Annotated in this window: 21 protein-coding genes; 12 read left to right on the top strand and 9 right to left on the bottom strand. The window is 37.9% G+C overall.

What is annotated here, in order from left to right:
• The first annotated feature begins 26 nt into the window (after positions 1-26).
• The 3 genes from GGR22_RS05785 to GGR22_RS05775 are packed head-to-tail and all read left to right on the top strand — an operon-like array spanning position 27 to position 2,125.
• Positions 27-251: a hypothetical protein gene (locus GGR22_RS05785; protein WP_121375394.1), complete on the top strand. Its 225-nt coding sequence runs from the start codon at positions 27-29 to the stop codon at positions 249-251.
• 9 nt (positions 252-260) lie between these two features.
• Positions 261-779 carry an RDD family protein gene (locus GGR22_RS05780; protein ID WP_182492896.1) on the top strand — a complete coding sequence of 173 codons (519 nt, stop codon included), beginning with the start codon at positions 261-263 and terminating at the stop codon, positions 777-779.
• Positions 779-2,125, top strand: a complete 1,347-nt coding sequence (locus tag GGR22_RS05775) for a deoxyguanosinetriphosphate triphosphohydrolase (protein WP_121376234.1) — start codon at positions 779-781, stop codon at positions 2,123-2,125. Before GGR22_RS05780 ends, GGR22_RS05775 begins: the two co-directional genes overlap by 1 nt.
• A gap of 5 nt (positions 2,126-2,130) precedes the next feature.
• On the opposite strand, the gene GGR22_RS05770 is transcribed toward GGR22_RS05775, so the two are convergent.
• Complete coding sequence (locus tag GGR22_RS05770; protein ID WP_182492895.1) at positions 2,131-3,102, bottom strand: DUF3078 domain-containing protein; 972 nt, start codon at positions 3,100-3,102, stop codon at positions 2,131-2,133.
• Positions 3,103-3,136: 34 nt separating this feature from the next.
• Positions 3,137-4,915 carry a 1-deoxy-D-xylulose-5-phosphate synthase gene (locus GGR22_RS05765; RefSeq protein WP_182492894.1) on the bottom strand — a complete coding sequence of 593 codons (1,779 nt, stop codon included), beginning with the start codon at positions 4,913-4,915 and terminating at the stop codon, positions 3,137-3,139.
• A 48-nt stretch (positions 4,916-4,963) separates the two neighbouring features.
• On the opposite strand from GGR22_RS05765, the gene GGR22_RS05760 reads away from it, so the two are divergent.
• The 3 genes from GGR22_RS05760 to pbpC all read left to right on the top strand — a co-directional run bounded on the left by GGR22_RS05760 (position 4,964) and on the right by pbpC (position 13,487).
• Entirely contained in the window at positions 4,964-5,407 is a 444-nt protein-coding gene (locus GGR22_RS05760; protein ID WP_121375390.1) for a nucleoside deaminase, read from the top strand.
• A gap of 155 nt (positions 5,408-5,562) precedes the next feature.
• A complete protein-coding gene (locus GGR22_RS05755; RefSeq protein ID WP_182492893.1) occupies positions 5,563-11,058 on the top strand; it encodes an alpha-2-macroglobulin family protein in 5,496 nt (1,831 codons plus the stop codon).
• A 53-nt stretch (positions 11,059-11,111) separates the two neighbouring features.
• Positions 11,112-13,487: a penicillin-binding protein 1C gene (gene pbpC / locus GGR22_RS05750; protein WP_182492892.1), complete on the top strand. Its 2,376-nt coding sequence runs from the start codon at positions 11,112-11,114 to the stop codon at positions 13,485-13,487.
• A gap of 53 nt (positions 13,488-13,540) precedes the next feature.
• Here the strand turns inward: pbpC and GGR22_RS05745 are convergent, their stop codons facing one another.
• On the bottom strand, positions 13,541-15,085 hold the full coding sequence (locus GGR22_RS05745; protein ID WP_121375387.1) for an Rne/Rng family ribonuclease: 1,545 nt from the start codon (positions 15,083-15,085) through the stop codon (positions 13,541-13,543).
• Positions 15,086-15,482: 397 nt separating this feature from the next.
• Positions 15,483-15,881 carry an HU family DNA-binding protein gene (locus GGR22_RS05740; RefSeq protein ID WP_262671438.1) on the bottom strand — a complete coding sequence of 133 codons (399 nt, stop codon included), beginning with the start codon at positions 15,879-15,881 and terminating at the stop codon, positions 15,483-15,485.
• A gap of 32 nt (positions 15,882-15,913) precedes the next feature.
• Between GGR22_RS05740 and mutY the strand changes: the two genes are divergently transcribed.
• From mutY to gldD, 3 genes are read left to right on the top strand one after another with little or no spacing between them, the layout of a single operon-like run.
• Positions 15,914-16,954 (top strand): A/G-specific adenine glycosylase, encoded by a 1,041-nt coding sequence (gene mutY / locus GGR22_RS05735; protein ID WP_182492891.1) that lies wholly within the window; start codon positions 15,914-15,916, stop codon positions 16,952-16,954.
• Between the two features lie 59 nt (positions 16,955-17,013).
• Entirely contained in the window at positions 17,014-17,442 is a 429-nt protein-coding gene (locus tag GGR22_RS05730; RefSeq protein ID WP_121375385.1) for a single-stranded DNA-binding protein, read from the top strand.
• A gap of 2 nt (positions 17,443-17,444) precedes the next feature.
• Positions 17,445-18,011, top strand: coding sequence for a gliding motility lipoprotein GldD (gene gldD, locus GGR22_RS05725; protein WP_121375384.1), 567 nt, complete (start codon positions 17,445-17,447; stop codon positions 18,009-18,011).
• Positions 18,012-18,060: 49 nt separating this feature from the next.
• Here gldD and GGR22_RS05720 read toward each other — a convergent pair whose 3' ends face one another.
• On the bottom strand, positions 18,061-18,609 hold the full coding sequence (locus tag GGR22_RS05720) for a heavy-metal-associated domain-containing protein (protein WP_182492890.1): 549 nt from the start codon (positions 18,607-18,609) through the stop codon (positions 18,061-18,063).
• Positions 18,610-18,730: 121 nt separating this feature from the next.
• On the opposite strand from GGR22_RS05720, the gene GGR22_RS05715 reads away from it, so the two are divergent.
• On the top strand, positions 18,731-19,597 hold the full coding sequence (locus GGR22_RS05715) for a DMT family transporter (RefSeq protein ID WP_182492889.1): 867 nt from the start codon (positions 18,731-18,733) through the stop codon (positions 19,595-19,597).
• 57 nt (positions 19,598-19,654) lie between these two features.
• Here GGR22_RS05715 and GGR22_RS05710 read toward each other — a convergent pair whose 3' ends face one another.
• Both GGR22_RS05710 and GGR22_RS05705 read right to left on the bottom strand, forming a co-directional pair.
• Complete coding sequence (locus GGR22_RS05710) at positions 19,655-21,697, bottom strand: M16 family metallopeptidase (RefSeq protein ID WP_246336915.1); 2,043 nt, start codon at positions 21,695-21,697, stop codon at positions 19,655-19,657.
• 10 nt (positions 21,698-21,707) lie between these two features.
• Complete coding sequence (locus GGR22_RS05705) at positions 21,708-23,036, bottom strand: M16 family metallopeptidase (RefSeq protein ID WP_121375380.1); 1,329 nt, start codon at positions 23,034-23,036, stop codon at positions 21,708-21,710.
• Between the two features lie 272 nt (positions 23,037-23,308).
• On the opposite strand from GGR22_RS05705, the gene rplU reads away from it, so the two are divergent.
• Both rplU and rpmA read left to right on the top strand, forming a co-directional pair.
• Positions 23,309-23,731, top strand: a complete 423-nt coding sequence (gene rplU, locus GGR22_RS05700) for a 50S ribosomal protein L21 (protein WP_121375379.1) — start codon at positions 23,309-23,311, stop codon at positions 23,729-23,731.
• A 23-nt stretch (positions 23,732-23,754) separates the two neighbouring features.
• On the top strand, positions 23,755-24,015 hold the full coding sequence (rpmA, locus tag GGR22_RS05695) for a 50S ribosomal protein L27 (RefSeq protein ID WP_056067915.1): 261 nt from the start codon (positions 23,755-23,757) through the stop codon (positions 24,013-24,015).
• A gap of 61 nt (positions 24,016-24,076) precedes the next feature.
• Here rpmA and GGR22_RS05690 read toward each other — a convergent pair whose 3' ends face one another.
• Together GGR22_RS05690 and GGR22_RS05685 are read right to left on the bottom strand one after the other, a co-directional pair.
• Positions 24,077-24,466, bottom strand: coding sequence for a hypothetical protein (locus tag GGR22_RS05690; protein WP_121375378.1), 390 nt, complete (start codon positions 24,464-24,466; stop codon positions 24,077-24,079).
• A 77-nt stretch (positions 24,467-24,543) separates the two neighbouring features.
• Positions 24,544-26,394, bottom strand: a complete 1,851-nt coding sequence (locus GGR22_RS05685) for a type VI secretion system baseplate subunit TssF (RefSeq protein WP_182492888.1) — start codon at positions 26,392-26,394, stop codon at positions 24,544-24,546.
• Between the last annotated feature and the right edge of the window lie 4 nt (positions 26,395-26,398).

Here is a 26,398-nt window from a genome sequence, read left to right as displayed (position 1 = left end):
AATTATTTACTTTAATCTCAAACAAAATGTCAAAAGAAAAAAAAGGAGTTTATACAGGAATCATAGAAAAAGATGAAAACGGAAATTATTTCTGCGGACCGTACCTTCTAGATTACCAATACACCGAAGCCAATTTTAAGATTGGAGACGAAGTAAATATCAAGTCGATAATTGAAAATCCTAGCGATAAGACGTATCAGCAATATCCAAAGAAATCTAAGAATTTCTTTTTGTCGAACTTAAAAGAATAATTTCAAAAAATGGACTATAGAACTTCAAGGCAATTTACGTTGGATAATGATTTGTATGCAAGCCAAGGTACTCGTCTAGCAAATTATATTATAGACTATGTCTGTCAGCTGGTATTGCTGTTCGGCCTTGTGATAGTGCTGACGATTATCGCCCTTATTACTGGAAACGATGGTATCCTTGCGCGAATTGAAAGCATGAATATGATCGAAGAATATGCTTTAGGAGCTGTGACTGCACTAATCTACTATAATATATTCGAAATCTTTTTTTCAAGAACGATAGGAAAATTTATCACAAAAACAGTTGTTGTTGATATTTACGGCGAAAAGCCAGACAGCCAAGAAATATTAGTACGCTCGCTCTGCAGGCTGATTCCTTTTGACGCTTTTTCTTTTTTGGGAGCTCCAAACAAAGGCTGGCACGACAGTATTTCCAAAACCTATGTCGTAAACAAAGAACTATTAGAAAAGAAAAAAGAACTGTTTTATTCTTTAGATGAAATAGGAAATAATACCAACGAATTATGATGAACTGGGAACAGCTTTTATCCCTGAAAAGACAAGGCGATAAAGGAAAAAGATTGCGCAAAGAGCAAGACGATACGCGTTTGGGCTTTGAAGTTGATTACGATAGGATTATATTTTCTTCAGCATTCAGAAGCCTTCAAGATAAGACGCAGGTAATTCCGCTTTCAAAAACAGATTTCGTGCATACAAGACTTACGCATAGCTTAGAAGTGTCTGTTGTCGGACGCTCTATCGGTAGGCTTGTCGGAAAAAAAATTATCGAAAAATACCCGCATCTGCGAGAAGTTCATGGCTATCAGCCGAATGATTTCGGAGCTATAGTTGCTGCGGCTTCATTGGCTCATGATATTGGCAATCCGCCATTTGGCCATTCGGGTGAAAAAGCAATCGGCGAATATTTCAAGATTGGAAATGGCAAACAATTCAAAGACCAGCTTTCTGAAAAAGAATGGCAAGATTTGATTGATTTTGAAGGCAACGCCAACGGTTTTTCACTATTGACGGCATCTCGCCCAGGTATTGAAGGCGGGCTTAGAATTTCGTATGCTACTTTGGGAGCTTTTATGAAATACCCAAAAGAATCTTTGCCTAAAAAGCCGACAAGTCATATTTCTGATAAAAAATACGGCTTCTTCCAGACTGATAAGGAATTCTTCTCTGAAGTCGCCAATGAGTTGGGATTGATTCCTAATAAATCAGGAAACGATATTGGTTTCGAAAGACATCCGTTGGCCTTTTTGGTCGAAGCAGCCGACGATATCTGCTATACGATTATTGATTTTGAAGACGGAATTAACCTCGGATTGGTTTCGGAAGATTTTGCGCTAGAATATCTTATCAAGCTAGTCAAAGACAGTATCGATACCAAAAAATTCAATGCGTTGATTACTAAAGAAGACAGGATAAGCTATCTGAGAGCTTTGGCAATTGGAAGCTTGATCAATGATGTCGTGCAAGTTTTTATCGAAAACGAAGAGCAGATCCTGCAAGGAAAATTCCATTATGCTTTGACAGAAAAAAGCAAGTATACGGCCCAGATGAACGATATTATCAGCTTGAGCGTGAAAAACATTTATCAAAGCAGGGAAGTCATTGAGAAAGAATTAGTAGGATATCAAATTATCCAGACGTTATTGGATAAATTCATCACAGCTTTTAACAATAAATTCCATGACCAAGCCTCGAATTACGACAAATTGCTGTTAAAGATGCTTCCGGAAAAATTCCACAACGAAAAGGACAACCTTTATAAAAGGCTATTGCATATCTGCCACTACGTATCGCTTCTGACGGATGGAAACGCGCTCGAATTGTTCAACACGATAAACGGAAGAAAGAAGCTATAATAAGCCTAGAAGCTGTAAATCAGCCCGACGCCAAGCATCTGCTTGAATTGTACTTTTGGCCCAACAATAACCTGCTCGCCATTGATTTCTTCTTTGGCCTTGATGTCGTGATCGTAAATTAAGTGGGTATTGATGTTTGCACGTACGTATTTGTTGACGATAAAATCCAGCTGTACTTGCCAGTCCACGTCAATATTTCCGAAATTATTGATGTAATCAGTATAAAGATTCAGCTTGTTTTCAAAATTTATATTCTTGAAAAGCTCTTTTTTATAACCGCTGGTAAAAAGGAAACCAAGCTTTGTTCGGGAGTTTTTTCCTTCGGAAATCATTGCCCCGGTCACTTCATCATAAACGGCTTTATCAACCCCGAATGCTCCTTGATCAGCCAATCTTTGATCCAAAACCAAAGTGTTTTTTAAGGTAAGTGGCGAAATATACAATTGCAGGTTTTTCTTTTTGTTATTGTATTCGGCTCCGACCCCAAGGAAAGTGTAGGCTGGAGCAAAAGGTTTCGAAATCGCCAGATCTGTATTTGGATACGCATAACCACTTGTGAATTGCGTGTTGAAATTGAATTTCGCACTATGAAACCAATTCGAAGTAGTATCTCTTCTGTAACCAAAAGTGGAATTGAATTGGAAAGCATCGTCAGTTTTTCTTAATTCGACACCATCTTGCTTGCTAACGCCATAACGGACAATCAATTCGTTAAGCCATTTTACATTTCCGTTTTCATATTTTCGGGTAAACGTACCTTTTAAAAGTCCTGAAATAGCGCTGTTTCCACCCGCACTCCAATTGACAAAAGCAATTTCGTTTAAGTCAAATCCTATGACATTTTTCTTTTCCCAGTGCGTCACTTTTTTGACTATTGCTGAATCTAGCTTTTTGGATTGGATAGTATCTACCGACTGAGCGATAGAATTGATAGAAAAAAGTAAGAATAACCCTAAGGTTAGTGAAGATAATCTCATAACAGGCGCATTAAATTTAAGGAATATGCAAAAATCAGTAATTTTGGCAGTTTTCAAAAATTATTTGCAGGTTTTTTGAATCTATTTTACTAAAACGTTGTAGTTGGTCAATCGTTCCATGCTCGATAAATTCATCAGGAATTCCTAAAATTTGTATCCTTTTTGTATAGTTGTGGAATGCGGCAAATTCTGTTATAGCACTTCCGAAACCGCCCTTTGCCACTCCATCTTCGAGGGTGATAATAGTTTCGTATTTCTTAAAGATAGCATGCAGAAGCTCTTCATCTAAAGGCTTGACAAAAGCGAAATCATAATGAGAAAAATCTTCAGGATTCACTATGCCAGCCAAAGCAGGGATGACGTTATTGCCGATAAATCCGTTAGAAAGTATGGCGATTTTCTTCCCTTCTTTCAATAATCTACCTTTTCCGATGGCAATTTTTTCAAAAGGTCTTTTCCAATCTACGATGACGCCACGGCCTCTAGGATAACGAATAGCAATCGGATGATTCAATCCTAACTGTGCCGTATATAAAATATTTCGCAAGCCGATTTCATTCATCGGCGAATAGATAATCAGGTTCGGAATACAGCGTAAGTAAGCCAGATCAAAAACACCATGATGCGTAGCTCCGTCTTCACCGACTAATCCCGCTCGGTCCAAGCAAAAAATGACAGGAAGATTTTGAAGTGCCACATCGTGGATGACCTGATCATAAGCTCGCTGCAAAAACGTTGAATAAATATTGCAATAAACAATCATTCCCTGTGTTGCCATTCCTGCTGCCAAAGTCACGGCATGCTGTTCTGCAATTCCTACATCAAATGCGCGCTTCGGAAAAGCATCCATCATAAACTTAAGCGAACTTCCCGAAGGCATGGCAGGCGTAATACCAACAATTTTCTCGTTCTTTTTAGCCAATTCCAATAAAGTCAGTCCAAAGACATCTTGAAATTTAGGAGGCAGGTTTTCTTCTGATTTTAAGATAATCTCTCCCGTCAGTTTGTCAAATTTGCCAGGAGCATGGTATTTTACCTGATCTTTTTCGGCCTGTTCCAAACCCTTGCCTTTAGTAGTAATGATATGTAGGAATTTAGGGCCTTTTATACTTTTAAGCCTTTTTAATTCTTTAATAACCGCAAAAATATCATGTCCGTCGATGGGTCCTGAATAATCAAAATTCAACGACTTTATCATGTTGTTTTCACGGGGATTTTTTCCTTGTTTTACAGCTGTCAGGTAGTTTTTTAAAGCACCTACGCTCGGGTCAATTCCGATGGCGTTATCGTTTAAGATGACTAATAAATTGGCATCAGTTACGCCAGCATGGTTTAATCCTTCAAAAGCCATTCCTGAAGCAATCGAGGCATCGCCCACAACAGCAATATGGTTTTTGGCACCATCACCGTTTAAGTTGGAAGCAATCGCCATTCCTAAGGCGGCAGAGATTGCCGTAGAAGAATGTCCCACGCCAAAAGTATCATAAATACTTTCGCTTCTTTTTGGAAAGCCAGAAATGCCACCCCATTGCCTGTTTGTATCAAAATTATCTTTTCTGCCGGTAAGAATTTTATGTCCGTACGCTTGATGTCCGACATCCCATACCAATAAATCGTCAGGCGTATTAAAAACATAATGAAGCGCAATCGTCAATTCAATAACGCCCAGACTGGCGCCCAGATGTCCTTCCTTGACAGAAACGATATCGATTATAAAATCACGTAGTTCTCTGGCGAGAGTAGGTAATTCCGATTCTGCCAGCTTTCTTAGATCTTCAGGAGAATTTATATTTTGAAGGATGGTTTTGCTCATTTCTAGATTAAAAATCAAATTTACGATATTGTTTTCTATTTTTGGGCTATGGAAAATACCTACACCGACGAATATTTCATGAAAAAAGCGCTACAAGAAGCGGAGATTGCTTTTGAAAAAGGCGAAATTCCTGTGGGAGCGATTATTGTCGTTGAGAATCGCGTCATTGCGAGGAGCCATAATCTTACGGAAATGTTGAACGATGTTACGGCTCATGCCGAAATGCAGTCGATTACAGCCGCTGCTAATTTTTTGGGAGGGAAATATCTTAAAAACTGTACGCTCTATGTTACCTTGGAACCTTGCCAGATGTGTGCTGGAGCCTTGTATTGGAGCCAGATTTCAAAAATTGTTTTCGGTGCCAGAGACGAACAAAGAGGATTTATGGCTTTGGGCACAAAACTGCATCCAAAAACAATCGTAGAATATGGCGTTTTGGAAGCAGAAGCTTCTAGTTTGATGAAGCGTTTTTTTCTGGAAAAACGTAAATAGTCCTCTGTTTTAAGAAGAAAATCAAAACGTAATTTTTCTTACTAAAAATTTAAAAAATTAATCCTATATTTATTACAATAAAGACGAGCCATATTCAGTTATGGTGAAATGTCACTAAGGACAAAACCTACGTTCAACTTCTAATCAATCATTTTATGAAAACTGGAAAATTAATGCTGTTGGTTTCAGTATTTTTTTTGTTAAATGCATGTAAAAAATCTTCGCCTGAAGATTTTGATTCTGATTTTTCGCTTTATCGTGATTATGTTACCAGTTTTTCATCGGGAATGATTTCCGCCAATTCTGATATTCAGGTCGGACTGGCATTCTCGAAAGCAGAATGGAAACCAAATCAAGAATTGGACGAGGATATCTTTGATATTTCTCCTAGTGTCGACGGAAAAGTAGTCGTACTGCCGAATAATATTTTGGCTTTTCAGCCGAAGAAAAAGCTTAAGCAGAACGAGCAATACCAAGTAACCTTACATCTTGATAAGCTTATTGAAGTCCCAAAAGAACTTGCTGACTTTAAATTTACGGTGAAGACTATCGAGCAGGATTTTAAAATAGAAACCCAAGACTTGCAATCCTATACAAAAGACACACAATTCTTAAATGTACTTCTGAAAACTGCCGATAACATGGACTTGGCTACAGCCAAAAAACTTGTTTCAGCCCAGCAGAACGGAAAAGAACTTCCGATAAAATTTAATGAATCGGTCAAATCGGCAACAGAATTTTCTTTTGTCATCGACCAGATTCAAAGAGGAACAGAAGACAGCAAGATTATCATCAAATGGGATGGGAGCAATGCTGATATAAACCAAAAAGGAGAGAAAGAATTTGCGATTCCAGGCAAAAATAACTTTACAATTGTTGATGTAAAAATTGGCGATGAAAACAATCAGTCGGTTCATATTAATTTTTCAGATCCTTTAAAGAAAAGCCAAGATTTTAGCGGTCTCGTGGCGCTCGAAACAGCCAATAATCTACGTTATGCTGTTGATGGCAATGTCTTGAAAGTTTTTTCAGATGTTGCGTTAGATGGCAAATTACTGCTAGAGGTTTTCCAAGGAATTGAAAATACTGACGGCTTTAAGATGAAGAAAAGTTATGCTGCAAAAATCACCTTTGAACAAATCAAGCCAGAAGTGCGATTCGTAAAAAGCGGTACGATTCTGCCAAGTTCCAATAACTTAAAAGTAAATTTTGAAGCCGCGAACTTGAAAAAAGTAGATGTAAAAGTATTCCGCATTTTTGAAAATAACGTACTTCAGTTCTTGCAAGACAACGAATTGAATGGCAATTACGATTTAAGAAAAGTAGCTCTTCCAGTCGCTAAAAAAACATTGGAATTAACGACCAACAAACTAGCCAATTATAAAAAATGGAATACCTATTCTTTGGACTTGTCTACGTTAATCAAGCCAGAGCAGGGTGCTATTTATCGCGTAGAGTTTTCCATCAAAAAAGCCTATTCTCTATATACTTGCGATACTCCTACGGAAGAAGAACCAGCGGAAGAAGAAGACCAAGAACCAGAAGATTTTTCTACGTATGATTCTTATGATTATGACTATTATGACTATGATTATGACTGGAACGAAAGAGAAAATCCGTGCCATAAGTCCTACTATTCTAACAATAAAGTAGCTACAAACATATTGGCTACCGATTTGGGTGTCATCGTAAAACGAGGCGAAAACGGTTCCTATTTCTTTGCAGTGAATAATATCGTAACGACAGAGCCGGTTTCAGGAGCAACGGTAGACTTATACAATTACCAGAAGCAAAAATTAGCTTCTTACAGTACGAATGGTGAAGGTGTTGTCAACTTCAGTATCGATAAAAAAGCCTTTTTTGCCATTATCAAAAAAGATAAAAATACAACCTATGTCAAGCTAGACGATGGAAATTCCCAGTCCGTCAGCAATTTTAATGTTGATGGCGAAGCACTTCAAAAAGGACTGAAAGGTTTTATTTATGGAGAACGAGGCGTTTGGCGTCCAGGTGATACGATCTATTTATCGTTCCTTCTGAATGATAATTCTAGCCGATTGCCAAATACCCATCCGATCAAGCTGAAATTGTCTGATCCGAATGGAAAAGTAGTATATCAAAAAGTCCAAAAATATTCGGATAAGAACCACTATAAATTTGCTTTCAAGACGCAGCCAAATGCACCGACAGGCAATTATGAAGCAGTTATTTCTGTTGGCGGTGCTCGTTTCTATAAATCTGTAAAGATTGAAACCATCAAGCCAAACCGATTGAGAATCAAAAATGGTTTTGAAGGGAAAATGCTTTCGGCCTTTCATAAAAATGATGCTAGGGTAGATGTAGCATGGTTGCACGGTGCCATTGCAAAAGACTTGAAATTAGAAATGCAGGCGAAATTTACGCAACAGCCAACAACATTCAAAAATTACAGCAAGTATGTTTTTGATGATCCTTCCCGTAAGTTTTCTACAGAAGAGGTAAATATCTATTCTGGAAAAATTGATGAAACAGGAAAAGCCAATGTAAGCATCCAGCCAAGATTGCAATCACAAGCACCTGGAATGTTGAAAGCTGCTTTCATCACAAAAGTCTATGAAAATGGAGGTGATTTTAGTACCGATGTAATTACAGCGACCTATTCTCCGTTTCAAACCTATGTTGGAGTTAAAGCTCCAGAACCAAACAAATATGGCATGCTGGAAACTGGAAAAAGTAATGCTTTTGATGTGGTTACGGTAGATGAAAACGGAAGGCCTAAAGCAGTCAGAAATTTAGAAGTAAGAGTCTATAAAGTAGAATGGCGCTGGTGGTGGGATGCTACTGATGATTTGTCAAACTACAGTAGTTCGACAACCAATACGCCTTTTTATTCTCAAGTAGTAAATACCGATGGTTCAGGAAAAGCCCGTTTTCAATTCAAGACAAACGAGGACGAATGGGGACGTTATCTCGTTAGGGTAACAGATCCGAACGGCGGACATTCTGCTGGAGAAACCGTAATGATAGACTGGCCAATCTGGTCTGGAAAAACAAGAAATTCAACTGGAGCCGAGGCAAAAATGCTAGTCTTTTCTTCCAATAAGGAAAAATACAACGTGGGCGAAAAAGCTATCGTTTCGTTCCCGTCGAGTGAAGGAGGACGTGCCTTGATTTCTCTTGAAAACGGCTCTCAGGTAGTGCAAACCTTATGGGCTGAAACTAAAAAAGGAGAAACGCAGGTAGAAATTCCGATTACCGCTAAAATGACTCCGAATGTATACATTCACATCACGTTATTGCAACCGCATGCTTCAACGAAAAATGATTCGCCGATTCGCTTGTACGGAATTATTCCGATAGAAGTAGTCGATAAAAATACGGTTCTAGAACCACTGATAGCCATGCCGAATGTTCTAAAGCCAGAACAGAAAACAACAATAAAAGTAAGCGAGAAAAACGGCAATGCCATGACCTATACAATTGCGATTGTAGATGAAGGCTTGCTAGATCTGACGCGATTCAAGACACCGAATGCTTGGAATAGTTTCTATTCTCGCGAAGCCTTGGGCGTAAAAACGTGGGATATTTATGATGATGTAATTGGGGCTTATGGCGGTAAAGTAAACCAGATTTTTAGTATTGGTGGTGATGAAGATTTAGGCGGTGGAGCAGCTAAAAAAGCCAACCGATTTAAGCCAGTCGTGATTTACCTCGGACCATTTGCGTTAGCTAAAGGACAGACAAAAGCCCATGAAATTACCCTTCCAAAATATGTCGGATCTGTTAGGACGATGGTAGTAGCTGGTGATGCCAAAACCAGCGCTTATGGTAGCGTTGAGAAAGCAACTCCAGTCAGAAATCCTTTGATGATTTTGGCATCATTGCCAAGAAAGGTTTCTCCAGGAGAAAAAGTAACCTTGCCGGTGACGGTATTTGCGATGGAAAAACATGTCAAAAATGTTTCCTTGCAGTTGAAAACGAATAACGGTTTTCGTGTAATCGGAGCTTCAAAACAAGCGATGTCTTTTGCGCAGCCTGATGAAAAAATAGCCTACTTTGATTTGGAAGTAGGAGATCTGACGGGCATCGGAAAAGTAACTGTTGTTGCCACTTCTGGAAAAGAAAAAGCAAGTTTTGATGTCGAATTGGATATCTTGAACCCAAATCCGGTAACGCAAGATTATAAAGAACTGGTATTGGAACCGAATAGCTCAGGGACAATTAATTGGAATGCTTTTGGGGTTGCAGGAACAAACACGGCTAAGCTTGAAGTTTCAGCATTCCCATCTATGGATTTCAACAAGCGTCTGGATTACTTGATTCAATATCCGCACGGATGTCTAGAACAGACAACGTCTAGCGTTTTCCCACAATTGTATTTGGCCGACATTGCTGATGTCGACGCGACTCGTAAAGCCAAAATCCAAAAGAATATAACAGCAGGAATTCAGAAATTAGCGCAATTTCAGTTGGCAAATGGAGGTTTTGCCTACTGGCAAGGAAATCAAACTCCTGACGATTGGAGCACGACTTATGTGGGACACTTTTTGATTGAAGCGGAAAGAAAAGGCTATGCGCTTCCGGCAAATCTAAAAAAACAATGGATTGCCTATCAATCGAAAACAGCCAAACAATGGCGTTATAATGAAGGATACCACAATGACTTTCCACAATCGTATCGATTGTATGCCTTGGCCTTGGCAGGTTCTCCAGATTTGTCTTCGATGAACCGATTGAGAGAAACTTCCGGTATTTCAAATGAAACCAAATTAAGGCTGGCAGCGACTTATGCCTTGGCTGGACAGAAAAATGTTGGAATGACATTGCTAAGCCAAAGCAGCATAGACGAAGAAACACAATACGGTTATTACTATTATTATGGCTCGAGCGAAAGAAACCGCGCGATGGCATTAGAAACATTATTGTTGTTAGGACGAAAAGGCGAAGCATTTACGATGGCGAACAAATTGGCAAAACAAATGTCATCAAACCAATGGATGTCAACACAGACTACGGCCTATTGCTTGTATGCTATGTCGAAATTCGCACAGCAAAATGGAACGAAAGGCATTGACGTAAGCTTCACAAGCAAAGGCAAATCACAAGCTATTAAGACCGCAAAAACATTTGCCGACAGAACATTACAGGTTTCAGGCAGCGGAAATTCCGTAACAGTTAAGAACAACAAGAACACGACGCTTTATGTAAAAGTGATCACTAGTGGTATTCTTCCGATCGGACAGGAACAAACCGAGCAAAGAGGACTTGCTACCGATATTGTTTTCCGCGATAGAAAAGGAAATGCCATTAATGTAGCTTCTTTGGCACAGGGCACTGAATTTGTTGCTGAAGTCACAGTTTCCAATACCAAAGGCGAATCTGTCGAGAATGTTGCATTGACGCAGATCATTCCGTCAGGCTGGGAAATCGTCAATACGCGTTTCACAGATTATGGAAGTTTTGCCGACAACAAGGTCGATTATACAGACATTCGCGATGACCGTACGAATTTCTATTTTACGTTGAAATCGAATGAAACGAAAACGTTCAAGATTCTTCTGAATGCCTCATATCTCGGGAAATATTATCTTCCGGGCGTGCAATGCGAAGCCATGTATGACAACTCTTATTATGCGAGAACGCGAGGACAATGGGTCAATGTCGTAAAATAAATTTCCGCTCAATAAAATGTTTTTGGAAGGGGAATTATATAATGAAGTAAGAATTGAAGAGTAAAATAAAAGCGTTTCTGAAACGCATTATTGATAAAATAAAACGCAATCCGAAGAAATCCATTTTTTTCGGATTGCTTTTAATTGCCTATTATTTCTGCTTGCCAAGAACGCTTTTCGAGCAACCTTATTCAACGGTTATCGAAAGCGAAGAAGGCGAACTCTTAGGTGCTAAAATAGCTCGGGACGGACAATGGAGATTTCCGGCTCAAGATTCCATACCCGAAAAATTCAAAAAATGTATTGTCTATTTTGAAGACGAGCATTTCTACCAGCATCCCGGATTCAATCCTGTCGCTATGGTAAAAGCCGTAAAGCAAAATCACGAAGCAGGAAAAGTGGTGCGTGGCGGAAGTACGCTGACACAGCAAGTCATCCGACTTTCCAGAGACGGAAAAAAACGAAGCTATTTTGAAAAACTCATCGAATTGGTTTTGGCGACGCGTTTGGAATTTCGCTATTCCAAAGAAAAAATCATTGAATTGTATGCCGCGCATGCTCCTTATGGTGGTAATGTCGTGGGTTTAGAAATGGCTTCTTGGCGTTATTTTGGCGTACAGCCGCACCAATTATCTTGGGCTGAAACTGCAACTTTGGCGGTACTTCCAAATGCTCCAAGTTTGATTTATCCTGGTAAAAATCAGCAACGACTTTTGAATAAGCGCAATGGGCTGCTCAAAAAACTATATGAGGAAAAAGTAATTGATAAGACGACTTACGAACTTTCTATATTGGAAGACTTGCCACAAAAACCCTATGATTTGCCACAAATTGCACCGCATTTGCTACAGAATGTCGCCAAGAAGGAAGAAGGGCAACGAATCAAGACAACAGTCAAATTTGCGTTGCAAAATAGGGTAAATCAAATCGCAGGACAATATTACAATCAATACCGACAGTCTGAAATTTACAATCTTGCGATTATTATTGTAGATGTAGAAACAAGAAATATTATCAGTTATGTCGGGAATTCGCCGACGGATAAAGATCATCAAAAAGATGTCGATATTATTACAGCACCAAGAAGTACGGGAAGCATCTTAAAGCCATTTTTATACGCTTCTATGCTCGATGCTGGTGAAATATTGCCGAATACCTTGGTTCCGGATATTCCAACGCAGATAGCGGGTTATAGCCCTAAAAATTTCGACTTGACGTATGACGGAGCTGTTCCAGCCCATCGCGCCTTGTCGCGGTCGCTGAATATTCCGTCGGTTTTAATGCTGAGAGACCATGGCGTTTATCGATTTTATGACCAATTGCAGCAGTTTAAATTGCGGGATATTAACAAACACCCGAACCATTACGGACTTTCGCTGATTCTCGGCGGCGCAGAAAGCAATCTTTGGGATTTGACAAAAACCTACGCAGGACTGACTTCTACCGTGAATTATTTTACGACACATTCTGCAAAATATCGTACCAATGAATTTACAGAATTGAATTGGACGCTAGGAAAGGAAATGGATTTTGGAAAAGAATCGTATGACAAGAAAAATTTAGGAGCAGGATCTATTTGGCTGACTTATAATGCCATGAAAGAAGTCAATAGACCAGAAGGAGACGAAGCTTGGAAGTTCTACGATTCTTCATTAGAAATCGCCTGGAAAACAGGTACAAGTTTCGGAAATCGTGACGGCTGGGCCATCGGCACTAATTCGAGATATGTCGTAGGCGTGTGGGTTGGAAATGCTTCCGGAGAAGGAAGACCCTCTTTGACTGGCGTTGGAAGTGCGGCGCCTATTTTGTTTGACGTATTTAATCTATTGCCACGAAAAAAATGGTTCGCAACTCCGTATGATGATTTGGAAGAAGCCGAAGTCTGCCAATTGAGCGGTCATATTGCTGGAGAAAACTGTCCTAAAATCAAACAATGGATTCCGCTAAAAAGCAAGCAGACTACCGTTTGTCCATATCATAAAATGATACATTTGGATGCTTCGCAACAGTTTCAGGTGAATAGCAATTGCGAGGATGTAGACAAGATGGTGACGAAGCCTTGGTTTGTTTTGCCTCCCGTAATGGAGCTGTATTACAAGACCAAACATATTGATTATGTTTCATTGCCGCCGTTTCGAGCAGATTGCTTAGGAGCATCGTCCTATACGATGGATTTTATTTATCCGAAAGAAAACGGAAAGGTTTATCTGACCAAAAATTTTAATGGAGAAATACAGCCGTTTGTGTTGAAAGTGGCACATTCTGACGAAAGAGCAAAACTATTCTGGTATCTGAATGATACGTTTTTAGGAACCACGCAGACGTTTCACGAGATGTCTGTAGAAGCAAAAACCGGAAAATATTATATTACAGTGACAGATGAAGCAGGCAATGAAATCAGCAGAAGAATCGAGATTGTAAAAGAATAATCTACTTAAAAGAAACAAAAAAACCGCCAATCTCACGAAAGGCGGTTTTTTATTTAATCTCTAATTTCATTTCCATGTTTGTCATAGAAATGGTATTCTAAAAACGTGTAAGCGTCACGAGGTATTATTTTCACCCATTTTTTATGTTCAAAAAACCATTTTGAACGTAATGATGGAAAACCTTTAGTAAGGTATGCTGCCACAAAAGGATGTGCATTAAGCACTACTTTTTTATGGGCTTTCAATAGTCGTTCGACATCTGAAGAAATCTTATCGACAATCAGGATTGGAGCTTCAATTTCCCCATTTTCATTGTTGGGATCTTCTTCTCTGGTCTTGATATTTACTTCAGGTCGTACTCTTTGCCGCGTAATCTGGATCAATCCAAATTTGCTAGGTGGCAAGATTTTGTGTTTGGCTTTATCATCGCTCATTTCTTCTCTCAAGAAATCGTAAAGGACTTTACGGTTTTCTGGATTGGACATATCAATAAAATCGACAACGATGATGCCGCCCATATCTCTCAGGCGGAGTTGTCTTGCCACTTCTGCAGCGGCGATGAGGTTTACTTCCAGGGCAGTATCTTCTTGATTCGAAGCTTTGTTTGAACGGTTTCCGCTATTGACGTCGATGACGTGCAACGCTTCAGTATGCTCAATTATCAAATAAGCTCCTTTGCTCATCGATACTGTTTTTCCGAAGGAAGTCTTGATCTGTCTCTCTATGTTATATTTTTCGAAGATAGGCGTGTCTTTTGATTGATAAAACTTCACTATTGATTGTTTTGAAGGTGCAATTTCTTGCAGATAATCCTTCGTTTCGTTGTACAACTCTTCATCATCAATGTGAATACCGGTAAAGGTATCATTAAATACGTCTCTTAAAATTGAAGAAGCTCTGTTGAGCTCTCCTAATATTTTTGACGGATGATGAGCAGTTGGTAATTTTTTACACATTGCAGTCCATCTGCTGAGCAGATTTTGCAAATCTTTGTCTAGTTCGGCTACTTTTTTGCCTTCTGCTACTGTTCTCACAATAACACCGAATCCTTTTGGACGGATTGATTGTACTAAGCGTTTAAGACGATCTTTTTCTTCTTTGGATTCTATTTTTTGTGATATAGAAACTCTATCAGAAAAAGGAACGAGAACAATAAATCGACCGGCAAGAGAAAGCTCAGAGCTAATTCTTGGGCCTTTTGTCGATATAGGTTCTTTGACGACTTGTACTAAAATGGACTGGTTGGCACTAATTACATCAGTGATAACGCCATCTTTGTCAATCTCTTTTTCAAAAGGAAAGCTTTTTAGGGAGAAATCTTTTATTTTACCTGCGCTTACAAGTTTGATGAATTTCAATTGGGAAGCTAAATTTGGGCCTAAATCGTGATAATGTAAAAAGGCATCTTTTTCAAAGCCTACATTTACAAAAGCAGCGTTTAATCCCGCAACGGGCTTTCTGATTTTGGCAATAAAAATATCGCCAACCTGAAAGTTGCTTTTTTCTTCTTCCTTGTGTAATTCAACTAGTTTTCCATCTTTTAATAAGGCAAAATCTACGGCTTCCGAACCAGATCGGATGATCAGTTCTTTATTCACACTGTAAATTTTTATCTGTTTTTTCAGAAAATAGAATATAGAAAGAAGAGTATAGATTTAAAAACCTAAAAATCTAAAATCTAAGATCTAAAATCTTATTTACAGATGGATTAAACAATTATTTAACAGGTATTGTACCCGGAGAAAATAGTCTTGAGAAGAAAAAACCAAGGGTTAAGAAGCTTAGCCCTTGTCTTTGTTCTATTCTTTTAATCAGTCTATTTTCAAATTTCAATGAACTATTGTAAATATTCTTAAAAAAGAAAAAAGTAGTCAGACTACTTTTTCTTCTTGTGACGGTTAGCTCTCGCTCTCTTTTTACGTTTGTGAGTCGCTACCTTATGTCTTTTTCTCTTTTTACCACTTGGCATATTTTGAAAATTTAGTGATTAATAAATTAGTTTACTTTTGCTTCAGTATTCGTTTTAACTCCTTCAACAAAAACCTTTGCTGGTTTGAATGCAGGAATATTGTGTGCAGGAATTTTAATTGTAGTGTTTTTTGAGATATTTCTACCTGTTTTTTCAGCTCTTGTTTTGATGATGAAACTACCAAAACCTCTTAAGTAAACATTATCACCAGTTTCCAAAGAGTTTTTTACTTCGTCCATAAAAGACTCAACTGTTGCTTGAACGTCTCCTTTTTCAAGACCTAATTTTTCTGAAATTTTCGCAACGATATCTGCTTTCGTCATTTTCTTTCTTATTTTAAATTTATTGTGTAAAATTTTGAGGTTGCAAATATATGAATTAAAAAAACAATATTTCAACCATAAACGATTAAAATTTAATAACATAAACTTTTACTTTTGCTAACCAATTTTATCTGATGAATTTTTCTAACTCGTTAATCCAATGGTATTTACAGAATAAGCGTGATTTGCCTTGGCGAAACACGGTCAATCCATATCATATTTGGCTGTCGGAAATTATGCTCCAGCAGACCCGTGTTGCGCAAGGATTGCCTTATTTTTTATCATTTACCGCTTCATTTCCAACTGTTTTTGATTTGGCCAATGCTGATGAAGAGCAGGTGTTAAAACTTTGGCAAGGATTAGGCTACTATTCTAGAGCCAGAAACCTTCATAATACCGCAAAATATGTGGCTTTTGAATTGGGCGGAATTTTTCCGGATAACTATAAGGATTTGCTACAGTTAAAAGGAGTAGGAGAGTATACTGCAGCCGCTATCGCTTCTTTTTCGTATAATGAAGTAGTTCCTGTTGTCGATGGAAATGTTTTCAGAGTCTTGTCAAGATATTTTGATATTGAAACAGATATCGCTTCCAGCGGAGCGAAAAAAGAATTTACGGAATTGGCCGCTGCATTGATTCCGAAAGACAAACCGGCGCTATTTAACCAAGCGATTATGGAATTTGGCGCATTGCAATGCGTTCCTAAAAATCCAGACTGCGAAATATGCGTCTTGAATTCAGGCTGCCTGGCTTTGCAGAAGCATAAAGTAAATCAGCTTCCGGTTAAGTTGAAAAAGACAAAAGTGAGAAATCGCTATTTTAATTATTTGGTTTTTTCTGACGATAACGAGCAGTATGTTTTACGAAAAAGAACCGAAAAAGGGATATGGCATAATTTATATGAGTTTCCTCTTATTGAAACCGAATCTGAAATCGATTTTGATGAAATTTCAAAATTGATTTCTGAGGAATATGGCTCAAAATTTGAAATCTTGTCAATAAAGCCGTTAAATAATGAGAGTATCTTGCATAAATTATCACATCAGCATTTGTATATACGTTTTTTAAAGGTGAAAATTCAAGGTATGGCTGAAAATGCAATATCTTATGAATCAATGATTTCTTTTCCATTTCCGATAGTAATTCACAATTTTATTGAAAAAGATTTGCTTTGATAAGCCAAATTTGATAGAAATTATTATATTTGAAGGTTTCTACTAACTCCCCACGAAAAATGAATGGTACGTTAAATAAAGTGATTTTGATAGGACATTTAGGCGATGATGTCAAAATGCACTATTTTGAAGGCGGTAACTGCATCGGCAGATTTCCCCTTGCAACAAATGAGATTTACATAAACAAGCAAACTAACGAAAAGATTGCTTCTACCGAATGGCATAATCTCGTTGTTCGTAACAAAGCCGCCGAAATCTGCGAAAAATATCTGTCAAAAGGAGACAAGATATATGTTGAAGGAAGGATAAAATCCCGTCAATGGCAGACTGAAGAAGGCATTACAAAATACACCACAGAAATTCAGGTAACTGAATTTACTTTCTTGACCACAAAGAAAGATATTGATGCTGGAAAACAAGGATCTTCAGTTGATGTAAAATCTGCTAATTTTGATTCAAGCTCCCAAGAAGAAGATCTTCAATACTAATAATGTTTAGGAAAAGTATAGCACTTTTAATTTCTGGATTTATTGTCGTTTCGGTATTTAGCTGCCAAAACGATACAGTTCCAAAGCCTGCTGGCCAGTTGAGGCTGGAATATCCTATGGCTGAATACGTGCATTTTGAAAATAATTGCCCTTTTACATTTGATATGAACGAGGATGCTGTTATTTCAGATAAGGGAACTTGTAATTTTACGATCAGTTATCCTAAAATGAAAGCTACCATTTATCTGACGTACAAGCCTGTAAAAAATGATATCGAAGCGCATTTAAGAGATGCTCAGACTCTAACTTACAAGCATACAATTAAGGCAGATGATATTATGGAGCAGCCTTTCATAAATGAAAAGAATAAAGTGTATGGTATGTTTTATAAGGTAGGAGGCAATGCGGCTACTAACGCGCTGTTTTATGCTACTGACAGTACCAGGCATTTTGTGACGGGTTCGGTATATTTTTATGCAAAGCCCAACTTTGATTCGATAATGCCTGCTTCGAGTTATGTCAAGAATGACATGCAGGTCTTAATGGAAACCTTACGATGGAAACAATAAAAAAAGAGAACCAAATCGGTTCTCTTTTTATTTGTATATAGGCTAAGACTTAAGCGCTTTTTGCTTTTTTCTCATCAGCTGAGCAAGATTTTTTTCCTGAGCAGCATCCGCCAGCTTTTGCATCTTTTGATTTCTCATCGTGGCAAGAAGCTTTTTTGTCGTCTTTTTTCTTTTTCTCTTTTTCCTTTTCTTTCTCTTTGTAAAGCATTGCTTTATCTCCAGACGATTTTACGTTTGAAACTTTATAGGTTTCACCGCCTGCAACAGCTTCTACTGTTTCTACTAATGTTTCTGGGGTCTGTTTTGCCGCGTCATAAGCTACGGTTGCTGTTTTTTTCTCGAAGTCGACTTTAGCCTCTTGCACTCCGTCAAGGCTGGCCAGTTTTTTCTCGATTGTTTTTGAGCATCCTACAGCACAAGACATACCATCAATTTGGAAGCTTGCGGTCTGAAGATTGGCAGCAGTTGTTTTTTCAGCTGTTGAATCTTTTGCAGTTTCTGTTGGTTCTCCAGCTTCTGTTGCTTTTGGCTCGTTCTTGCAGCTAACGAACATGATTCCAGAGAGTGCAAGGACTAATAATGATTTTGAGAAATTCATAGTATTGTATTTAAAATTTGAATTAACAATTCCTTTGACTTATAAAGGTTTACAAAATTAATAAAAAAAGAAACCTGAAATTCATTAAAATAGCAGAATTTTGGGCAACAAAATAATAGCTATGAAAGCAATCCAGTCCAAATGGTTTTTCTTGATTTTTCTTTCCTTGATTTGGGGAAGCTCTTTTATTCTTATAAAAAGAGGTTTGGTTGGATTGACGCCTTTTCAATTGGGGTCGCTGCGTATGATTTTTGCTGCTGTTTTTTTGCTGTCTGTTGGCTTTAGAAGCCTAAAGAATATCAAACAGCATCAATGGAAATATATCGCTTTGACTGCCATGATGGGGACATTTTTTCCAGCTTATCTTTTTTCCATCGCTCAGACGCAGATTGACAGTTCGATCAGTGCTATCTTAAATTCGTTGACACCATTGGGGACTCTTGTTTTAGGTGCCTTGGTTTTTGGACTGAGTTTTCAAAGGAGGCAAGTTTTCGGCGTGATAATTGGTTTGCTTGGAAGCGCTTTGCTGATCTTAAACGGTGCAGTCAATCATCCCGGACAGAATTATTGGTTTGCTACTTTGGCAATCTGCGGTGCAATCTGTTATGCTATTAATGTAAACTTGATTAAAAAATATCTTTCAGATCTGAATCCGTTAAGTATTACGGTCGGTAATTTTACGGTTCTGCTGATTCCGGCTTTTATTATTTTGTGTTGTTCGAATTTCTTTGAAGTGGCGCATCTTCCGAACGTAAGAACATCAATGCTTTTTGTCGGAGTCTTGGCTATTTTTGGGACCTGTGTTGCGAATGTGATTTATTTTAAGCTAATACAGATTTCATCGCCAATTTTTGCTTCTTCAGTTACGTATATGCTGCCTGTAGTGGCTTGCGTTTGGGGAATTTTAGATGGTGAGAGCCTGACTTTGGTTCAAGCTTTGGGTGCTTTTATTGTCTTAATCGGTGTTTATCTGTCGGCTAGGAAATAGCTAAATAAAAAAAGGCTGTCAGAAATGACAGCCTTTACTTTTTATGATCGAGTTTGATTATTTGAAATCTGTTTCAGAAACACCTTCGTTGATTTTTACATCAGAAGCTGTTAATTCGATTTCGATACCAACGTTCAAAACTGTTTTGAAAGGAACTTTCACGCCTTTTACATCTTTGTAGTCAGAGAATGTAACTACTTGTGTCATTTGCTGTCCTTGTGCTTCTTCAACGTTTGATTCTGCAATTTTCAATCCTGTTTTTACATCGTAGAAAAGCGTCTTTTTGCCGTCTTTGATCGCATAAGCATCTTTTCCATCAATTGATTCGATTCCAGATAATGTGATTCCTGGTTTTGAAGCCAAAGTCAATTCTGGGAAAGGTGCAGCGTAGAATTTAGCATCAGCAATTTTAGCCGCATCGTAGTCTTGTTTTTGACCTTGAGCAGACTCGTATCCTTTTGTTCCGTCAAAAACTTCTTTGCTCAATGTTTGTCCCATGCCTGTAACTTCGTCAGCTTTTTTACCGCTAGCAGAAGATTTTCTAGTCATAGTTACTGCAATTCCTTGAACATTTCCAGTTAAAGTAGAGAATACAGTTTTTACCGCTTTTGCGTTTTTATCACCACCGATAGCTTTGATATAGTTTTCAAAAACTGTTTTAGCAGTTACTCCAGCAGGAACTTCTTTTTTTGCAACTGGTTTTTCTATTGGGTTTCCGAATTTGTCAAAATAGAACATCGGGATTCCTAATTTTTCAAGACCTGGCAATACTTCGCTTCCTTTTCCTGTAATTACAACTCTTGTGTTGTCGGCAAGGAAGTATTTATTTGCTACTCTCATGATATCATCTGCAGTTACAGCATTGATGTTTTTGATATAGTTTTCGTAGAAATCAGCTGGAAGACCTTGTGTTTTAGTCAATAAAGCATAACGTGCTACAGTTCCAGGTTTTTGGATTTGCATTACAAAATTTCCAACATAACCCGCTTTTACGTTTTTCAACATATCTGGAGCTACTTTCTCCGTTCTGATTCTTTTTAATTCTTTGAAGAATTCAACTACGGCACTGTCTGTTACAGCATTTCTAACTTGAGTATTCGATTTGAATTTTCCAACATATTTGTCACCGCGAATGCTAGAGCGAGCACCGTAAGTCCATCCGTGAGCCTCTCTCAAGTTCATGTTAAGGTAGCTGTTGAAATCTCCTCCGATAACTTGGTTTGCCAAAAGAACTGCGAAATAATCTTTATCAGTCATTTTAAGGTTAGAAACATTTACCAAAGCAATTTCTGATTGAACTGCATTAGGCATGTCTACAAAGTTGATTTGAGTGTATTGAACGTCTTTTGGATCTGAGTAAATCACTGCAGGAGCGCTTGCTTTTTTCCATGAACCGAAATATTTTTCAACTGCTTTCTTAACGTCTTTGAATTTTACATCTCCAATAACAACTAGGTATGCATTTGCAGGCACGTAGTAGGTATTGTAGTTTAAGATAGCGTCGTTTAAAGTTACTTTGTTGATTCCTTCTTCTGTAAGGTATTCTCCGTTTGGATGGTTTTTTCCATATACCAAAACGTCCTCAACTCTTGAAGCTACAGCTTGAACGCTTTTCTCTTGCGTTTTAAGACCTTCAATAAGTTTTGCTTTTTCTTTGTCGAATTCTTCTTGAGTGAAAACAGAGTTTAGGGCTCCGTCGGCCATCAATTCAAGGATTCTGTCAGAATATTTAGAAAGCCCAGAAGCATAAGCTCCGTTAGAGCTGAATCCGATGTTCGCTCCTAAAAAGTCAACTTCTTCGTTGAAAACGTCTTTAGACATTTTTTTAGTACCGCTTCCGATCAATGCGCTTGTGATATCAGCAACTCCTTTTTTGTCGCCTTCTGCATAAGGAGCATTGTCTAATGTCAGGTTATAAGAAACTCTTGGAAGCTTGTTGTTTTCGACAACCATTACTTTCAATCCGTTTTTCAATTCAAAAGTCTCAGGCTTCCCGATATTGATAACTGGAGCTGGACCTGGTTTTGGCTGTGGTCTGTCTTGTGCTTGCATAATTACTGTTAAAAACAAGCTTGATAAAATGAATATTGTTTTTTTCATGATGTATATCTTAGTTTTGAGCTTTGTCTTTTGCTGGTACGTAATCCAAAATCAATCTTTGGTTTGGGTTCAAGTATTTTTTTGCAACGTCTCTGATTTCTTCACGAGTGATAGAGCGGTAGATTTCGTTCTCTGTGTTGATCAAGTTGATGTCGCCATAAAGCAAATAGTATGTAGCTAGATTTTCGGCAATTCCTTCAACAGAAGAGTTGCTGTTTACATATTGATTCTCAAATTTGTTTTGCAGTTTTTGGAAATCTTTCTCAGAAATCAATTCAGTCTGAAGTTTTGTAACTTCCTCATCAATTTCTTTTGTAAGACTTTCAAGCGTAGCATCTCCCATTGGCAAACCGTAGATGAAGTAAACGCCGTAGTCTTCTTGGCTATAGTTGAATGCGCCAATTTCTAGAGCCATTTTCTTTTGGTCAACGATTTTTTTGTACAATCTAGAGCTTTTTCCATCGCTCAAGATAGAAGAAATCATGTCCAAAACTTTCGCATCACGAGTTTTCATTGAAGGCGTTCTGTAAGCAGTTACCAACATCGGAAGCTGAATGTTCGGATCTTCGTAAGTTGCTTTGATAGGTTGAGTGATCGGGTCTTCCGTAAAAGTTTGTTTTGTAAGATCAGTTTTTCCTTTTGGAATTGAACCGAAATATTGTTTTACCCATTTAATTGTTTGAGCATAATCAATATCACCTGCCACAACAAGAACTGCGTTATTAGGAACGTAGAATTTTTTGTTGAAAGCTTGGAATTCTTCTAAAGTAGCTGCATCAAGGTGTTCCATAGAGCCGATTGGAGCCCAACGGTAAGGGTGTTTCTTGAACATGTTTTGTTTTACAGCTGTAAAAAGATTTCCGTATGGCTGATTGTCAACACGAAGTCTTTTTTCTTCCTTAACAACTTCATTCTGAGTGTCAACGCCAATCTGGTTGATTACAGGGTGCATTAATCTTTCAGATTCCATCCACAATCCTAGTTCAAGGCTGTTTGAAGGGAAAATTTCATAGTAGTACGTTCTGTCGTCAGAAGTATTTGCGTTATTGGTACCACCGTTTCCTGAAACGATTTTGAACCATTCTCCACGACCGATATTTTTTGTTCCTTCAAATAAAAGGTGTTCAAAAAAGTGAGCAAAACCAGTTCTTTCAGGGTTTTCATCTTTTGCACCCACGTGATACATTACAGACGTAATTACAACTGGAGCTGATTTGTCTTGATGCAAGATAACATGAAGACCATTTTCTAGTGTATATTCTTCAAAAGCTACTTTTTGAGCTGAAGCGACACTTCCGAGCATGAGAACTGAACCCAAAGCCATTAATGATTTTTTCATAACGATTAATAATTTGTTATTGATTTTGACATTTGTATGTCAAATGTGTGTTTTGTTACGCCAAATGTAACTTTTTTTCAAGATTTTTTTAAGAAAAGATAACTTTTTAACGGGACTAAATCCGTACTTTTCAGGATTATCCTTCAAAAGCGCTTCTTTTGAGGCTAAAAGGCTGTCTTTTTGGAGGTTGAAATTTTTTTCTCTGTGAGAATTGCAGGATTAATATTTAATTGTATATTTGCATCCTTAAAAATTAACTAAACATCATTGTTATGTACGCAATCGTAGAGATAGCAGGGCAACAATTTAAAGTAAGCAAAGACTTAAAGGTTTATGTTCACCGTTTGGCTGACAAAGAAGGAGATGCAATTTCTTTTGCAAAAGTTCTTTTGTTGGATGATAACGGAACAATCACTTTAGGCGCCCCGGCTGTAGAAGGTGCTTCTGTAGAAGCCAAAGTGTTACAACACTTAAAAGGAGATAAAGTAATCGTTTTCAAAAAGAAAAGAAGAAAAGGTTACAAAAAGAGAAACGGACACCGTCAGTACTTGACTCAAATCCAAATCTCTGGAATTACTGCTCCAGGTGCAAAAAAAGCTGCTGCTAAAAAAGAAGCTGCTCCTGCAACTGAAGAAACAGTAGAAGCTCCAAAGAAAAAAGTTGCTAAGGCTAAAAAAGAAGAAACTCAAGAATAATTAACATTTAAAACTAATACGTCATGGCTCATAAGAAAGGTGTCGGTAGTTCCAAGAATGGTAGAGAATCAGAATCGAAACGTTTAGGTGTTAAGATTTATGGTGGTCAAGCTGCAATCGCTGGGAACATCATCGTTAGACAAAGAGGTTCTAAACACAATCCAGGAGAAAACGTTTACATGGGTAAAGATCATACTTTACATGCAAAAGTTGATGGAGTTGTTAAGTTCCAAAAGAAATCAGATAACAAATCTTTCGTTTCTGTTGTTCCATTTGAAGCATAAGAACAAGATTTTTTGATATTAAAAAGCCCATTCGAAAGAATGGGCTTTTTTTTGTTCTTTTTTATTCGACTTTAGCTTTCTCTAAAGTATTATTATAGCCTTCTTTCATATCTTCTTTGGCCTTTTTTGCTCCTTCTTTAATATCTTCAGAAGTTTCTTTTATGCCATCTTTTGTAGCTTCCCAAGCACTTTTCGCTTTGTCTACAGCCGCTTGAGCTATTCTTTCGGCTTCTTTATCGCCTTTTGCTTTTGCTTCGGCTAACTTCTTTTCGGCTTCATCCAGATTCGCTTTTGCTTTTTCGCTCAATTCGAGATCCAGATTGCTTTTGGTTGTCGTTGTTGTTACGGTTGTATTGCCATCACCATCTGTAGTTGTAACAGTTTCTTCTTTTTTGCAGGATGTAGCGAGTAACATACTGCCTATCGCTACCGTAAAAATTAGTTTTTTCATAAGGTTATAATTTAGTTTTTTATAAAAATAACAAAAAAACGATAAGATAAAATAAATTTCACGAAATTCTTATTGGCCTAAGAATAGATAATCCTGAAAGGAACTATGTTTATTGCTCGGTTTTCAATCATCAACTTTAAATCTTCGCTCAAGAAATACCATTCTTCTTCATTATAATATTCCTTGTCTTTTCGTTCAAGATATATGTCGATGGTAGGCGTGTAGCCCACGTTGCTGTCTAAGCTCGTCTGTATGCCGTTTTTTACATCGACTCTAGTAATGGCATCGCCAAAATGATTCTTGCAAAGAATGATGATGTCTTGACGTGTTACGACTCTTTGATTGGAGACTAAATTTTCTCGATACGCATAGATTTTCTCCGAATTCGAAAGTTCGTCTTTTCCGCCTTGGGTAGTGGATAAGAACATAATGTTGTCTCTTTCAAAATCAGAACCTTTATGTGAAACCAATCTTGAAAACGTATTGATTTTATTAGCACTTTCTCCGTTTGTCGTCCAATATTTGGCAAATAAGGTGCCTTTATTGGTATTGCTCGCTGTATTCAGGATTAAGTAAGGATTGTTGATATTCTGCATACCAACCTGCGACATCTTATTCCTAAAACGCGAAATGATTTGGTTGATTTCTTTCAGGTTATTGTCCGTAAAATCGTGGCCAAGCCTAGAAAAAGCTGCCGCTTCATCGCGAATCAAATCAATTAAATAGTTGATTTCTTCAGTCGCGTTTCTTTCGTCAAAACGAGCTATTCCACCAAATCTGAGATACGCATAATCATTGTCGCCTTTTTCATCATCATTTTTGATTACATCGAATTCCTTGTTCTTGTCGTCTGCCACTGAAAAAAGTTCTAGAAAAAACTCCTCATTCAGATGTAAAGGATAAATGTTCAGCAGGCTTTTGATGTTTCCTTGAACTTCATTTAGTTTTTTATTGATGACCGGAAAGCAGTTATTGGCACAAAAAACTTCAGAAAGTATGTCTTTTCCGATTACGTTAGGAAACTCGATACGAATCCATATCAGCTTTTCATCGGCCATAACTTTCAAATCTTCTGCAGGGATAAAACTGCTGAGTTCTGATGGGATGGAATAGTGACTGTCGCCGATATTGATGATGTCTTTTATCGTGATGAAATTCTTTCTGTAATAATCATTCGTGTGTTCTTGAGTCCTTTCAATATGATAAAATTCTTCCTGAATCAATTCACCATAATTGTTGTCATACTTTTCGTCATTATTGTATCCTTGGACCGTCATTAGCTGATGGTCGCCCAAATACCATTTTGCTCTTGGCAGGAAGTGGAAAAAAGTATTGCGGTCATGAATGTTTTTCAAATAAAAATAAAACATCAGGTCTTTGATTATTCCGTCACCTTGATGTTTCAGTCCAAGCCAAATGGTTCCGTGAGGAGCAGGCTTTATATAATTATTGCTGCTTACAGTTTCCCTGAATTGCTCCTTTACGACCTGTTGTACGCCGTTTGGAAGTATGACATAATTGAGCTTATTGCGGTTTAATTTTACAGGTTTTGTAGGCCCGAAAAAATAATTTTTGATTATATTTTCGGTAGGATTATAAGGATTTGCTTCCTTTTTTTGGAAATAAAACTGATGGTAATCGTTTAAAGTTACTTCATTTTCTACAGGATAAGCTCTTACAATGGCGCGTGCCGGAGTAGCTTTTGCCGAAGCTGTCGGAGTCAAGATGTCTACCAAACGCTCGGTAATTCTTCTTCGGCTAGAAAAAACTTCATTGGAAATTTTCTCCAATTCTTTGGCGCAGACATCAAAAAGCAGGTTAACGATCGGGTCAAAGACGTTTTCCAGCTCCACATCGGAATAGCCCCATTGTTTGGCAGCGCGCTTGAGTAATCGGTCCTTAATTTGGTCTTTTGATAATTGGTTCATCGAT

Origin of the sequence: Flavobacterium gossypii (assembly GCF_014138495.1) — a bacterium.
Classification (GTDB): Bacteria; Bacteroidota; Bacteroidia; order Flavobacteriales; family Flavobacteriaceae; genus Flavobacterium; species Flavobacterium endophyticum.
The sequence above is the reverse complement of the archived record's forward strand: the minus strand, read 5'-3'. Positions and strand labels throughout refer to the sequence as shown.

Excerpts from the sequence above, each read along its gene's own strand:
- GGR22_RS05785 (WP_121375394.1), top strand. The coding sequence starts at position 27 with ATGTCAAAAGAAAAAAAAGGAGTTTATACAGGAATCATAGAAAAAGAT.
- GGR22_RS05780 (WP_182492896.1), top strand. The coding sequence starts at position 261 with ATGGACTATAGAACTTCAAGGCAATTTACGTTGGATAATGATTTGTAT.
- GGR22_RS05775 (WP_121376234.1), top strand. The coding sequence starts at position 779 with ATGAACTGGGAACAGCTTTTATCCCTGAAAAGACAAGGCGATAAAGGA.
- GGR22_RS05770 (WP_182492895.1), bottom strand. The coding sequence starts at position 3,102 with ATGAGATTATCTTCACTAACCTTAGGGTTATTCTTACTTTTTTCTATC.
- GGR22_RS05765 (WP_182492894.1), bottom strand. The coding sequence starts at position 4,915 with ATGAGCAAAACCATCCTTCAAAATATAAATTCTCCTGAAGATCTAAGA.
- GGR22_RS05760 (WP_121375390.1), top strand. The coding sequence starts at position 4,964 with ATGGAAAATACCTACACCGACGAATATTTCATGAAAAAAGCGCTACAA.
- GGR22_RS05755 (WP_182492893.1), top strand. The coding sequence starts at position 5,563 with ATGAAAACTGGAAAATTAATGCTGTTGGTTTCAGTATTTTTTTTGTTA.
- GGR22_RS05740 (WP_262671438.1), bottom strand. The coding sequence starts at position 15,881 with ATGTTATTAAATTTTAATCGTTTATGGTTGAAATATTGTTTTTTTAAT.
- mutY (WP_182492891.1), top strand. The coding sequence starts at position 15,914 with ATGAATTTTTCTAACTCGTTAATCCAATGGTATTTACAGAATAAGCGT.
- GGR22_RS05730 (WP_121375385.1), top strand. The coding sequence starts at position 17,014 with ATGAATGGTACGTTAAATAAAGTGATTTTGATAGGACATTTAGGCGAT.
- gldD (WP_121375384.1), top strand. The coding sequence starts at position 17,445 with ATGTTTAGGAAAAGTATAGCACTTTTAATTTCTGGATTTATTGTCGTT.
- GGR22_RS05720 (WP_182492890.1), bottom strand. The coding sequence starts at position 18,609 with ATGAATTTCTCAAAATCATTATTAGTCCTTGCACTCTCTGGAATCATG.
- GGR22_RS05715 (WP_182492889.1), top strand. The coding sequence starts at position 18,731 with ATGAAAGCAATCCAGTCCAAATGGTTTTTCTTGATTTTTCTTTCCTTG.
- GGR22_RS05710 (WP_246336915.1), bottom strand. The coding sequence starts at position 21,697 with ATGAAAAAAACAATATTCATTTTATCAAGCTTGTTTTTAACAGTAATT.
- GGR22_RS05705 (WP_121375380.1), bottom strand. The coding sequence starts at position 23,036 with ATGAAAAAATCATTAATGGCTTTGGGTTCAGTTCTCATGCTCGGAAGT.
- rplU (WP_121375379.1), top strand. The coding sequence starts at position 23,309 with ATGTACGCAATCGTAGAGATAGCAGGGCAACAATTTAAAGTAAGCAAA.
- rpmA (WP_056067915.1), top strand. The coding sequence starts at position 23,755 with ATGGCTCATAAGAAAGGTGTCGGTAGTTCCAAGAATGGTAGAGAATCA.
- GGR22_RS05690 (WP_121375378.1), bottom strand. The coding sequence starts at position 24,466 with ATGAAAAAACTAATTTTTACGGTAGCGATAGGCAGTATGTTACTCGCT.
- GGR22_RS05685 (WP_182492888.1), bottom strand. The coding sequence starts at position 26,394 with ATGAACCAATTATCAAAAGACCAAATTAAGGACCGATTACTCAAGCGC.